Here is a 13167-nt window from a genome sequence, read left to right as displayed (position 1 = left end):
GTTTTGCATCCGTCTTAGGGAAGAACTTGAATCAACTGGTACTCTTTTACTGTACCGAGAACTTGGTGAGTCCGAGATAATTTAGGGGACTGGTCAGTATAGATCAAAGCATAGCTTAAAGCTGGTACTTGGGAAATAGAAACTACTGCTTGGGGAGGAATAGCAAGATAGAAATTAAGCAGTACTTGGATTTTCTGGTCTATTTGCACAAGGTAGATCGGATGAGATTGGATAATTGAAGCGATCGCACTTTGTTGTAAAAAAGTTCTTAAAACAGGATTATAGTCACTTAACAAACCGATGCTACCCATCGTCGCCAAAGTCAGCCAACAGGTAATTAACCATCCTGCAATCCAGTAACGTGCTGTGAGAAACTTCTTGCCAAAGTGGTAACGACTAATCCAGACTACAGGTAAAATTAACCAACCCAACCCCATAGCCAAGGCAACAGTTGCATCCTTGCGGATGTCAGAACCACCGTAACTAATAATAACAGTACTTGCTATTACAAGTAAAACACCGAATCCACCAAAGCCATAACTGAGGTTTTGAGGCAGGTTATTCCTTGCAAAAAGGTTTAATATATTTTTTTTACCTTTTTGAACAGGGAATTGTGTGTAAATTCCTGTCTGATAAATATTGCCTAACCAGCTTAAAGCCACAGCTGCCAACAAAGCTATAAATGGATAAAGGCAAAGACTATAGTGAGATAAACGAGTGCTGAAAATACTAAGTTCTACAAATAAGACAAGGGGAAAGCCAACTAATATTAACTGGTAACGAGGAATGGGACGACGGAGAGTTAAAAACAAACCTAAAAGTCCGAAAAAAGCCCAAGGAAATGCTTTTAAAGGAATATTCCATACATAGAATAGCACCCCATTATGCTCCCGATCTTCAGAACCTAGTTTTACAACAAACTTGAGTAACTCCTCAAAACTCTGATTTCCATAGTGCAGCCAGCTTAACCACAGCCAAATGCAGGTGGGTATCAAACCTACGAAAAAGCCTAAATATAAAACTGGGTTAGTAAGATGACGATGACGGTGATGTTCCCAAATTAAATAAGGGAATAAAGCTATGATTGGCAAAAAAATCATAAAGCTTCTGACTAAGAAGCCTAAACTTAAACTAAAACCAGCTATAAAACTCCAAAAATAGCGATATTTAGGATGTAATTCTATTTTTAGTAAAGAAAAAATAGCTAAAAGTACCAAGAAAATCATCGGTACATCAGGCGTACTTAAACGAGAGGATTGTAGCCAGAGAAATTCTACACTTAAAATTGCAGTAGCTAACCAAGCTAATTTTTTGTCTAGCATAATTTTGCCAATTTCATACACCAGCCATAAGCTAAAAATGCTAGCAATCATACTAGGAAGACGCGCAGTAGTATCACTGATACCAAACAATTTGTAGAAACTGGCAATTAACCAATAAGACCCAGGTGTTTTATGATGTGCCTTTTCCCAAGGAGTTATCCAATTACCAGAATCAAACATCAGACGGGCACGCGAAGCGTAAAGGGCTTCATCATGTGCCATCAGGCTATTGTGCCCAGAAGTAAATAATAATAAGGGTAGCGTCCAAAAGAATAAACTTAAATAGGGTAACGATTCTACCAGGCGGATTTTTCGCAAAATATGCTGCCAGAAGTGTAGTTTATGGAACATTGAATTGATAAAATTGAATGCTGCTATTTAGACTCGTTTATTGTCCTATTGTTATTAAAATATGTTAGATAGTGTTTTTTGAAAAATATTTTAAATTGCCGCAATTTTCCAAAAAAGTACTCCAAAACAGAGATTTATGCAGTTAAGACCGAATCAACGCCTGAAATTAGACGATACAGACGATAAGCTGTTCTATGCCTATCCCCGCTTCGTTACCCATGTTGATGAAGGATTTATTCAACAGCTAACGGATTTATACCGCGATCGCCTCAAACCCAACACCCGCATTTTTGATATGATGAGCAGTTGGGTGTCTCATCTACCAGAAGAGATGGAGTTTGACCATGTGGAAGGACACGGACTCAACGCTGAGGAATTAGCACGAAATCCCCGCTTAAATCATTACTTTGTGCAAAATCTTAACGAAAATCCGCAGCTACCTTTACCAGATGAAGATTTTGATGCTGTTCTCAATTGCGTATCTGTGCAATATGTGCAATATCCAGAAGCAGTATTTTCCGAAATTTACCGCATTCTAAAACCCGGCGGTGTCGCAATTATCAGTTTTTCTAACCGGATGTTTTTTGAAAAGGCGATTCAAGCTTGGCGAGAGGCTTCAGAATCACAGCGAGTCGAATTAGTCAAAGAGTACTTTGCATCAGTTCTAGGATTTACAACCCCAGAAGTTATAGCCCATAAATCAACATTACCGAATTTATTACAGTGGTTGGGTGCAGCTGGAGAAGATCCGTTTTATGCTGTTATAGCTTACCGCAGTTAAGCCAAATAGTCACGAGTACAATGTCTAAGTTAGTGCAAGAGGGCTTGTAGTAGGCACTTTAGTGCTTAGAAAATAAGTAGCTAAAGTCTTTACTACGAACTGACTTACCTACTCAAAATTAAAATACTTTTGTATATACATAATTTCTGTAGATGAATTATTGGCTAATGAAATCAGAACCAGAAGCCTATAGCATTGCTGACCTTCAACAGCAGAAGGAGACTATCTGGGACGGCGTTCGCAATTATCAAGCTCGCAACTTTTTGCGCCTTATGGATGAAGGAGACCTAGCTTTTTTCTATCACTCCAGCAGTAATCCTCCCAATATTGCTGGGATAATGCGTGTAGTGAAAAAAGATATTGCTGACCCAACTCAGTTTGAACCAGAAAGTAAATACTACGACCCGAAATCAAGTACTGAATCCCCTCGGTGGCAAACAGTTGTAGTGGAATTTGTTGAAACTTTTTCTAACCCAATCTTGCTATCAATACTCAAAGAAGAGTTTAGCGCCGAAGAATTAATGTTGGTGAAACAAGGAAATCGGTTATCAGTGATGCCCGTCCCTGAAGCAGTAGCTTTGAAGATTCTGGCAATGAAAACCTCCTAGTTTAAAATTACAGTAGGACTGTTGCTCACTAACTTTAAATTTACTGTATTTATGGAGATTATCTTTTACTTTTTACTTTAATTGGTTCACATCCATTGCACAGGATTTAATTGATAGTAACGTTGTAGTTGCTCATAAAGTGCCGGATATTCGGATAACAATTGGTGCGGTTTCTCAAAGAATGTCTCAGTCGCTACGGCAAAAAATTCTGCGGGATTCGTTGCGCCATAGCTATCCATTACCGTATTTACACTTTGCAAAACATCATTACAAAGTTGCTGATATGCTTGTGTCATCACCTTCGCCCAAATAGCATAATCTGAATTGCATTGCAGTATCGGAACTCCTTCAGCTTTACCATCTTCTTGATCTAACTGATGGGCAAATTCATGAAGCACAACGTTACGTCCATCCTTCCAGTTATTAATATCTTGTTTCACTTGTTCCCAAGACAGTACTACTTGGTCATTTGTCCACGATTCACCTAGTCTGGCTACACGCTTTTCCTCAACAACATATTTTCCAATGGAAGTTGTTTCCTGAACAAAATAAGCGCTAGGATACACCAGAATTGAACGAAGTCTAGCGAAGTACTGCCCACGTTCATTTAATAGAAGTAAACAAGCGACAGCCGCAATAGTCAGTTTCATTTCCTCTGTCACCTGTAATCCTCTACAGCCAATAAATTGCTTTTCTGCTAAGAACACTTGAATATGTCCTTTAAGTCGTCTGATTTCATCTGGAGAAAGACACAGATAAATGGGAAGATTATTCTCAATAATGGCACTCCAAAGTGGGGGAAAAGGACGATGCTTGAAACGGTTCCTTCGCCTTTTTACTAAAATCGGATTGAATAAAATCCCAGCAATAATCAGCCCAATAATCAGAAATAAAACTATTATTTTAACCATTGACTTTTGAGCAGCTTACATATTGAATTCATTAGTAAGCGAAAATCTAGAATAATGTTATTGTTGTGGCTCACTAACTACCACTACTGGATCAGAATTATGCAAGATTGAACCTTGGTAGAAAGGCTTGTTTGAAGTCCTTGCTCAACTTTGACAATCAATTTGTCAAAAGCCTCTTGATTTGCTGTCAGTTGTTCTTGAAGAACTTTCTCTAACTCAGGCTTTATTTGCTTACACATATCCTCAATTTTTTTATCGCTCAAAAAATTAGAACGAATCCAACTAGGTACATCTACATTTGTCTTAATAATTTCTTGAACAGTCTTACGATTTAGCTCCATTCCTGCCGCCATCACTGAAGCTCCATATACTAGTGCAATCGGCCAGGTTAAATGTCCAGTTAGTATGAGAGTGATAATGCTAGCCACAGCGCCTCCACCAATTACTACATTGACGATAAACGCTACTGTTTCAGCCAGGATAGCATCTCCAATTTGTAACTCTGGATTAACAAAATTTGGGTCAATACTATCCTCGAACCTTAAGCTGCTTCTAGGTATCTGAAACTTTCGACATATCGGATCGGTTTGTGCGGCTAAATCGGGTTGGATTTTATTGCTAAACCAAGAAGCGCATTGATGATTAATTATCTGCACAGCGCGATCGCTTTTGAGCCACTGTTCTGCCCGACCGATCAAAGCTGTTTCTAAATCAGCTAAAGTCCGTATTTTGTTTTTTTGCCAATTTTTTAAAGCTGGTTTAACTGCGTTGACAATCAAGCCATCTGCCAAAGGTTTAGTTAGTGATTCGATTAACTCCGGGATATGCCTTTCAATCAAACCTTTAAGCTTATTCGAGGTAAATAGTTTGTTCACTTCTTCTTTAAAAGCAGCAGCCCGCAGATCCCATCGTCCTACTCGTGCTAAACCCATTGCAATGCACCGTTCCGGCTCCGGATCGGGGCGAAGCAGCGTTTCTGGTTCAGGAAACATTTCCTGACAAAGAACGTGGGTGAACTTCATGCGAGATGCACCGCCAGTCATCAGTACAAGTTTGGGCACGATTCCAAGTTTTTCCAGCTTTTCTTTTGCCTCCTTTAAAGAGTTGCGAAATGATTTAATCCAACTATGATGCTCTAATTCAGGTAAGGGTTGATTTAAGATTTCCTCCATCAGCAATTTATTGACTTGGGGAATAAAATAAATCTGTTCGTTGATTGACTCGAAGCCACGCGCAAAGGACTGAGGATCGCTGTATAGCTGTTCATTAGAAAAGTAATCTTCTTTAGCTTTGCGGCAAGCAAGCTCACAACGAGCTTGGTGATGCGGATATTCCTGAAATACTTTTTCCAGTAATGCTTTTTGTTCGTGGTTGGCGAGAGTCCGGGCAAAAATAGCCTTGTCAATCAAAGATGCACCTAAAGTATTACTCCCGAAATCTATCGGGATCTCTTCTAAGCTTTTAACCAAAGTAAAATCTGTGGTTGAAGAACCAATATCGACAATTAGCACCGAGCCAACAAGTTTGTCATACTCCAACTTCCCGGCTTCCTTGGCTTGCATGAAAGCAGCCCGCGATTCGGGCACAACATTTAGTTGGGGAATGCCAGCTTCTTGAAGTAGCTTTTGATATTCGGTGCGATCGCTAATTGACCATCCTGAAGGGCAACCTATGTAAAAATAGCTACCTTCTCCACCTGCAACTTGTTTACTTTCTTTCAAAAGACGGTAGTAGGTTGCCACAAAAGTGCTAATTGTTTCCCGATATTTGGGATCGTTGTGGGGTTTTTGCTTGAAAGAGATTGTCAGTTGGGTGACGCCAGCTTGAATTAATGCTTGTTCACCGACAAGATAGCCAAGTTTGGGATGCCAACCAAGAGCTGTAATTTGGTTCTTCTTGTTATTAATCTCCAACATCTGGGGAGGCTCGATACTTTCGACTACAGCTTTAGCTACAGCCGTTTCACCGTGTCCCAAATCAAAACCGATTGTTTCTAAAATTTCCATATCCTTATTATCTATTATTCTCTAGCAGAGGAATATGCTGGCTCAATTACCCTACCGCGTCTAATCAAGCGATCGCCTTTCAACAGAGCCGGAGTTAGAGTTACATGATCTTTGGTATCAGGGTCGATACTTGGCTCAAAGTCAAAAAACTCGCGATCGCTGTGCGGGTCATTTGGTCGGTAAATTTGAGTGTTAATTCCCTGAGACATTAAAATTTGTGGCAGAAGTTTCGCCAGTTCATGAGCCATTTGGGGTTTATCAAGTTTCGATGCGCCCATTAGCCTTTGCAGAAAATTTAATAGCTCTGGCAATTCTTCTATTGCTAAGTCGCCTTCATGTTTATTTGATTCTTCTACTCTAGCTACTGCTAGGTCGATAGTGTTGAGAGCATCGCTAAGGCAATCTAGAAATACTTTGCTATCAACTCGCAGAATCGGTTGAGGTAATTCCAATAATCCTTCAGATATAGAATTATTTTGCTGGTTATTTAATTCGAGTTGAAGTACAATTTCTAGTCCGATAAGTAGAGAAGTTAATAAGATAGCCATCCACGCAGCTGGGGTAGTTTTAGTTAAGGAAAACAACGAGCCTAAGATGCCGATAGAAACTAGCCCCTGTAGTAGTTTCAGGATTAATCTGCTGGAAAAAAGTTTTGTACTTGGGTTAGTAATTTGTTTTTGCTCTGTTGGAGCCGCTTGAAGATAATTAGCTGCTGCCAAAGTGGCGATAGACTGCCGCAGCGTATCCAAGAAAAAGGAAGCTAGACGAACTTGAGTCAAATTAAGCTTTTCAATATAAATTCTTTCAAGATTATCGAGTCGGTTTTGCACCAGTTTAACTATTTGCTCAATGCCGATTGTGTTATCAATATCTGTCTGGAGTTGGTTGCGTTCTTCGTTAAAAAGTGAGGAGATTGTTTTCATTGCGTTGATTAAGACTTTAACGTTATTAATTAGGAGTGAAATCAACACTCGTTTTTTCATTTCACTCTGTAATCAGATAGTGACGGAATCATTCATAATTACTAATTATGAATTAGGTTGATTGCAAATTACTACTCATCAAAAGGAGGAGCAGAATGTTTATCTGCGTCATTGCAGACTACGGTACAGGAGATCCGGCATTTACTGAAGTCACACAACGTCTGCTGATGGCTTTTCCCCATGCCCAAATTCATTTGCTTTCGGTTCCAGCATTTAGTACCTTAGCAACGGGATTCTGGATTGCCCAACTGGGACTCAATCCTGGCCCTAGCGATCGCCTAATTTATCACAACTGTGCGCCTCGTCAGGACGATCCTGAAGCTCGTCGAGACAATGAAGGTGAAGGACTAACTTATGCCCTTTTATCTAATGGTGTAAAAGTAGTGGGTGTGAATGCAGGCTACACCCTCTCCTTTATCAAAGACTATACAAAGGAGTTGCGAACGATCAACGTTTCTCGTGGTGGCTCACAGTTTCGCTCGCGGGATGTATTTCCTCCGGCGGCGGCTGCCATTGTGAATGAAGATTTTAGCATTCTGGGAGATAGCCTTAAGAGTGAGCAAATCCCAGATGTTCCACCAGATCGAATTGCCTGGATTGATGGCTACGGCAACATCAAAACAACTATCGGGGCCCATACACTGAATTTGCAGCCTCAAAGCAAAATCGTGATCCGGATTGGAGATGTGGTCAGCGATGCAGTGTATTCTGATGGTAGTTTCAAAGTATCTGAAGGAACTTTGGCCTTTGCTCCTGGTAGTTCCGGTTGGTCAAGAGGTGATTCAGGAGAACCATTGCGCTTCCTAGAGCTATTTCTGCGAGGAGGGAGTGCTTGGGAGCGCTTTGGTCGTCCCCGTGTGAATCAGCAAGTAACTCAAATTGCCTAAAATTGCTTAGTTGGCTTTATCGAGTCGTCCTGACCAAAAACGATTAGATTTGTCCTGTGCCGCCATCGACGAACAATTCGATGCCAGTGATATAGCTGCTCTCGTCAGAGGCAAGGAAAGAGACTGCTTTGGCGATTTCGTCCGGTGTGCCTGGGCGACCCAAAGGCGTGGTGGTAGCGGTATCCGCCTTAATTTGCTCAATTTGCTCGTCGCTCATGCCGAGTTCAGTTTTGTAGCCAGGTGTAATCACCGTCCCAGGACTGACAACATTGACTCGGATTTGGCGGTCTTTGAGATCGACTGACCACGTGCGTGCGAACGATCGCAGTGCTGCTTTGGTAGCAGCATAGACGCTGAAAGCTGGTATACCCTTGATCGATACCATCGACCCGTTGATGACGATCGACCCACCAGCAGGCATCAACGGCAGCGCCTTCTGCACGGTGAAAAGCGTGCCTTTGACGTTGATACCAAAATACTTGTCGAAGTGCGCCTCGGTGATTTGTTCGAGCGGCACAAACTCGCCGCCACCCGCGTTTGCAAAGAGGATATCGAGGCGTGCTTTCTGCTCTTTAATCGTGGCGTAAAGGCGATCCAGATCGCTGAGATTCGACACATCGCCCTGAACAGCAGTAACATTTTCACCGATCTCCTTCACCGCAGCATCAAGTCCGTCTTGACGACGACCTGTAATAAAGACATAGGCCCCCTCTGCAACGAACCGCTTTGCTGTGGTGAGTCCAATGCCGCTATTACCACCGGTAATAAGTGCGATTTTTCCTGTGAGTTTCTGTGACATGGTAGTGGCTCCCTTGAATGAGTTGAATATGAACTTTGATAGTATTTATACTTAAACGCTGTAGCTGTCTTCGAGATCAGGCATTGTCCCGGTGACATCAGAAGCGGCAGTACTATCAGTGAATAATTTATTTACCAATCGGTATAAAAGCAATATCACCTTTTAACTCATGTTGTCAAGTGAGTTTTATACTAGAAGGTATGAAAATAGAAAAACCAAATAGCGATCGCTCTGACCAACTTCGTCACAACCGTTAACGTTGGCATAGCAGTCCAAGCTGCGGGCGTATGATTGCGACGAGTTATCGAGAGAGCTTTGCTTGTCAGATATCCATTAGACTTATCTGCCAGACGTGCAGAATTCATACTCAATTCTGCATTCTTTCTTATTAAAGTAGTAATTATTACTAATCATTACTAATTATTTTTTGAGGCTTTATCGCTTCTTAATAATATTTCAGAAAATATATCGATGTAATTAATATCTGCTACCAGCAAAATAGCGAAGTGAGAATGATTTTTCTATTAAAAATTTATTTATTGTGAAAAATCAAATTTAATTCTCAATAAATGATTGATGGCTCATGTTTTTGTCCTGAAATCACTCAATCTATTATCTCTTATCCAAGATTTTCACTAACAACGAGATATCTAAACTTTAGCGAAGAACTCCAAGAACATGAATATTCAGAATCTAGGCATCCTTTTCCTTGACTCCTCCGTTAATAACTATGAAATATTGCTGAAAAATGTTGTATCAGAAATTGAGGTAATAGTCGTTGAATCGAGCCAAGATGGGGTAGAGCAAATTACTCAAACACTTTTACAGCGCCGGAGAGTTGAAAGTGTCCACATTGTTTCTCATGGCTCTCCTGGTTGCCTTTACCTGGGTAATACTCAACTCAGTCTCAGTAGTTTAGAACGCTATACCCAAGAGTTACAAACTTGGTTCTCTCCATCTTTAATACTCTATGGCTGTAACATCGCAGTTGGATGGGTCTTTTACTTACACTCCTAATGCTGGCTTTCAAGGTATTGATACATTCAGCTATAAAGCTAATGATGCGATCGCAGATTCTAATATTGCAACAGTAACTTTAAATGTTGGTAATCAAGCGCCTACAGTTACTTTGCCCAGCACAAACCCCACTTACTTTGAAAATGCACCTGGCATCTTCATCGACCCTAGTGCAACTGTCACAGACTTTGATTCCCAAGACTTTGATTCAGGTAAATTAACTGTTCGCTTCAGTAATGGCGGTACTCCTGATGACCGTTTTGCCATTCAAAATAGTCCGACAAATAAAATTGAATACTTTGGCATAAATATTTTTTACAACACTAATTTAATTGGTAATTACACTGGTGGTATTGGCATCCAAGATTTAGTCATCAACTTCAACTATAAAGCTACGCCTACTGCTATCCAAGCCTTAATACGCAGTATTAGTTACGCTAATGTCTCTGAGAATCCCTCCACTACTCCCCGTACTGTCAGCTTTGTGTTGAGTGATGGTGATGGCGGTACTAGTGCCACAGTTTCCAAGACGATTAACGTTACCGCTATCAACGATTCTCCGATAATCAGTTTGCCAGGAACTAATCCCACCTACATTGAAAACGACCCTGCTATCTTCATTGATCCAGGTGCAAACGTCCTAGACCCTGATTCCCAAAACTTCGATTCAGGTAAATTGACTGTTCACTTCAGTAATGATGGAACTGCTGACGACCGCCTGATCATCCAAAGCAACACAACAAATAAAATTCAAGTCAACAACAACACAAGCATTTTGTACAATGATAGCTTTATTGCCACTTTCAGTGGCGGTATTGGCACTCAAGACTTGGTAATCAACTTTAATTCTAAAGCTACGCCTACTGCCGTTCAAGCCTTGATACGCAGTATTAGTTACGCCAATGTCTCTGAGAATCCCGCTACTACTCCCCGTAACGTTAGTTTTGTGTTGACTGATGGTGATGGCGGTACTAGTGCTACTGTCTTTAAGACGATTAATGTTACCGCTATCAACGATTCTCCGACAGTCAGTTTGCCATTATGGCGGTAAAGGCGATGATATTCTCGACGGTGGTGATGGCATTGATTCGGTAAGTGAATCCGCCGATGTCAACTTTACCCTAACTAATACTCAACTAGTCGGTAATGGTAATGATAACCTGATCAATATTGAACGAGTAACATTGACAGGTGGTATTAGTAACAATACTTTAAATGCTTCATCATTCACCATTGCTAGTGTCTATCTTTATGGTGGTAATGGTAATGATAGTCTCTTAGGCAGCAGTAACAATGATTACCTGTATGGTCAGAATGACAGCGATCGCCTGATTGGTAATGCTGGTAATGACCACCTTTATGGTGGTGCAGGTGACGATATCCTAATTGGGGGTGCTGGCAACGATTTACTCTATGGACAAACAGGTGTGGATATTTTTGTTCTCGCATCAGGCAACGGTAATGATAGCATCCTTGATTTTAAGGATGGCATCGACAAACTTGGTTTATTCGGTGGCTTAACTTATGGGGCTTTAACTATCTCTGCAACTAGTAATAAGACTTTTATTCGGATTACTTCCACAAATGAGACATTAGCTATTTTGAGCGGTATCAATTTCAGCTTGATTACAGAGAGTGATTTTATACCAGTTCTCTAAAATCTGCGTCTTCGTGTCGCCGCATCATTATTTTGGAATGGAGTTTATGAGTTTACCTCCAGGAATTTTAGAGTAAAAATCATAAACTCTGAAATCAAATTCACTCCCCCACGCCTTACCTACGGTGTACACACAGGTCCTAAAAACCTAGCTTGATAAGACTTTTCTCATTTCCAGTCTCAGACTGGGAATGCATTCATTAGACCTCTTGCAAAAGTCCCTAACACCCCACCCCCAACCCCTCCCCGCTTGCAGGGGAAGGGGAGCGTTTGCTTTTCTCAAATGCGGGATGGGGTTCTTTATTTTTGATTTATGCAAGAGGTCTATTGAGTCAAAGACTCAATGCCTGACTGGAGGCAGCAAGCAGCATCTAATAGCCATTTCCATGCAGAGTATGGGAACGAGATAAACGAGAGAACAATGGAAAATCAAGCTTTTTTCGACTTGTGTGTACATTGTAGGTTAGAAATATGTGCTTTTGGCAATTTGGCATCCAAAGTTTTTCTGTTGCAGTTTTAATTTATATATCAACAGGGTTACAGGGACATTGAGAAAATTCTACAAGGGATCAATTCCCGTCTCAAAATCCTACCCAATGGCCAGTTGTTGATGTTCGCGCTCTCCAAACCACCTTAAGGTGGATACAGCGCAAGCGTCACCGCTTTACCACAACTGGCTAGAAATCAAACAGCAGCTTTGCAGTCTACGAAAAACTTCAGACAAATTCAGCAACCCAAGCTATACCAGTGATTCTGTTAACAGCGAAAGTCCAAGGGAGCGATCGCTCCCGTTTTGCCCAGATGGGAATTGCCGGGGTTATTACCAAACCTTTTGAACCCACCTCTATTTGCAACGAAGTTACCAAGATTCTAGGGTGGGAAGATTAATTTTTAAGTTTTGTAAAAAAATCTATATCTTTATTAGTTTTTTATTTTTGTAACTTATATTTTTTGTTTAGGGATAAAAATATTTGGCGTTGCATAATAAAGGGATGAATTGAGGTGTTTTACTGTGCATTGTCCATACTGTAACTCTACTGAGATTAGAAAAAATGGAAAGCGAAGAGGTAAACAGAATCACATTTGTGTAAATTGCGAAGTGCGTTCCGCCCCGCTCCGCTAACGCCAATTTATCGATGTTTATAGTCTACCAAAAGGGTACTCAGATGAGGTAAAACAAGATTGCTTAAAAGCATATGTAAATGGTATGGGATTTCGAGCAATTGAACGTGATAAAGGTGTTCAGACGCTCGCGGACTCGCTAACGCTTCGCTATCACACAACTGTTATTTTTTGGGTTAAACAAATTGGTGAAAAATTGCCCGATGCACCAGCAAATGACGAGATTCCCGAAGTAGGAGAATTGGATGAACTAGAAACTTTCGTCGGCTCAAAAAAAATAAAATTTGGCTATGGACAGCAGTAAATCACTTTCGCCCAGGGATTTTAGCTTGGGTTTTGGGAAACCATAATGCAGAAACATTTAAACCTTTGTGGGATATTGTTTGCAGTTGGCAATGTTATTTCTATGTCACAGACGGATGGAAAGTTTATTCCAGTTTTATTGAACCAGGAGACCAAATCATCAGTAAAACATATATGACCAGAGTAGAAGGTGAAAATACACGTTTACGTCATTATTTGGCACGACTACATCGAAAAACATTGTGCTATTCCAAATCAGTAGATATGCTCAAACACTCAATTCGATTATTACTTCACTATCTAAAGTATAGAGAGATACCTGTGTTTAGCTGATTCATCCCGCATTTATGCAACGCCCATTAATAAAGTAAACAAAAAGGCGTTAAACACGTCAAGCATCCAACGTATAGCATAATTTAT

13 protein-coding genes and 1 pseudogene are annotated in these 13167 nt (G+C 40.6%); 8 read left to right on the top strand and 6 right to left on the bottom strand.

The genetic code is table 11. The annotated features are described in order from the left end of the window. Positions 1–14: 14 nt before the first annotated feature. Positions 15–1673, bottom strand: coding sequence for an ArnT family glycosyltransferase (locus tag V7K89_RS02340; protein ID WP_335184145.1), 1659 nt, complete (start codon positions 1671–1673; stop codon positions 15–17). 136 nt (positions 1674–1809) lie between these two features. On the opposite strand from V7K89_RS02340, the gene V7K89_RS02335 reads away from it, so the two are divergent. Both V7K89_RS02335 and V7K89_RS02330 read left to right on the top strand, forming a co-directional pair. Beyond that, positions 1810–2454: a class I SAM-dependent methyltransferase gene (locus V7K89_RS02335; protein ID WP_335184144.1), complete on the top strand. Its 645-nt coding sequence runs from the start codon at positions 1810–1812 to the stop codon at positions 2452–2454. 152 nt (positions 2455–2606) lie between these two features. Beyond that, the gene (locus V7K89_RS02330; RefSeq protein ID WP_335184143.1) at positions 2607–3062 is read left to right on the top strand and encodes an EVE domain-containing protein; all 456 of its coding nucleotides are present in this window, start codon (positions 2607–2609) and stop codon (positions 3060–3062) included. A gap of 86 nt (positions 3063–3148) precedes the next feature. Here the strand turns inward: V7K89_RS02330 and V7K89_RS02325 are convergent, their stop codons facing one another. The 3 genes from V7K89_RS02325 to V7K89_RS02315 all read right to left on the bottom strand — a co-directional run bounded on the left by V7K89_RS02325 (position 3149) and on the right by V7K89_RS02315 (position 6902). Beyond that, complete coding sequence (locus V7K89_RS02325) at positions 3149–3973, bottom strand: zinc-dependent peptidase (RefSeq protein ID WP_335184142.1); 825 nt, start codon at positions 3971–3973, stop codon at positions 3149–3151. Between the two features lie 83 nt (positions 3974–4056). After that, positions 4057–5979 (bottom strand): Hsp70 family protein, encoded by a 1923-nt coding sequence (locus V7K89_RS02320; protein ID WP_335184140.1) that lies wholly within the window; start codon positions 5977–5979, stop codon positions 4057–4059. Between the two features lie 14 nt (positions 5980–5993). Beyond that, positions 5994–6902: a hypothetical protein gene (locus V7K89_RS02315; protein WP_335184139.1), complete on the bottom strand. Its 909-nt coding sequence runs from the start codon at positions 6900–6902 to the stop codon at positions 5994–5996. A 155-nt stretch (positions 6903–7057) separates the two neighbouring features. On the opposite strand from V7K89_RS02315, the gene V7K89_RS02310 reads away from it, so the two are divergent. Continuing rightward, on the top strand, positions 7058–7849 hold the full coding sequence (locus V7K89_RS02310; RefSeq protein ID WP_335184138.1) for an SAM hydrolase/SAM-dependent halogenase family protein: 792 nt from the start codon (positions 7058–7060) through the stop codon (positions 7847–7849). Between the two features lie 43 nt (positions 7850–7892). Here the strand turns inward: V7K89_RS02310 and V7K89_RS02305 are convergent, their stop codons facing one another. Further along, positions 7893–8648: an SDR family oxidoreductase gene (locus tag V7K89_RS02305; protein WP_335184137.1), complete on the bottom strand. Its 756-nt coding sequence runs from the start codon at positions 8646–8648 to the stop codon at positions 7893–7895. Between the two features lie 191 nt (positions 8649–8839). Next, on the bottom strand, positions 8840–9013 hold the full coding sequence (locus V7K89_RS02300) for a hypothetical protein (protein ID WP_335184136.1): 174 nt from the start codon (positions 9011–9013) through the stop codon (positions 8840–8842). Between the two features lie 313 nt (positions 9014–9326). Here V7K89_RS02300 and V7K89_RS02295 point away from each other — a divergent pair, with 313 nt between their 5' ends. The 5 genes and pseudogenes from V7K89_RS02295 to V7K89_RS02275 all read left to right on the top strand — a co-directional run bounded on the left by V7K89_RS02295 (position 9327) and on the right by V7K89_RS02275 (position 13080). After that, positions 9327–9665: a DUF4347 domain-containing protein gene (locus V7K89_RS02295; protein ID WP_335184135.1), complete on the top strand. Its 339-nt coding sequence runs from the start codon at positions 9327–9329 to the stop codon at positions 9663–9665. Continuing rightward, positions 9619–10716, top strand: a complete 1098-nt coding sequence (locus V7K89_RS02290) for an Ig-like domain-containing protein (protein ID WP_335184134.1) — start codon at positions 9619–9621, stop codon at positions 10714–10716. Before V7K89_RS02295 ends, V7K89_RS02290 begins: the two co-directional genes overlap by 47 nt. Continuing rightward, positions 10664–11323 (top strand): calcium-binding protein, encoded by a 660-nt coding sequence (locus V7K89_RS02285; RefSeq protein ID WP_335184133.1) that lies wholly within the window; start codon positions 10664–10666, stop codon positions 11321–11323. The genes V7K89_RS02290 and V7K89_RS02285 overlap by 53 nt, the downstream gene beginning before the upstream one ends. Positions 11324–12069: 746 nt before the next feature. After that, positions 12070–12210, top strand: a complete 141-nt coding sequence (locus V7K89_RS02280; RefSeq protein ID WP_335184132.1) for a hypothetical protein — start codon at positions 12070–12072, stop codon at positions 12208–12210. 124 nt (positions 12211–12334) lie between these two features. After that, positions 12335–13080: pseudogene (locus V7K89_RS02275) on the top strand (IS1 family transposase). Positions 13081–13167 lie beyond the last annotated feature (87 nt).

The sequence above is a fragment of the Nostoc sp. genome (genome assembly GCF_036917515.1).
Taxonomy (GTDB): domain Bacteria; phylum Cyanobacteriota; class Cyanobacteriia; order Cyanobacteriales; family Nostocaceae; genus Nostoc.
Note: the sequence above shows the minus strand (reverse complement) of the source record. Positions and strands in the feature narration are given on the sequence as shown.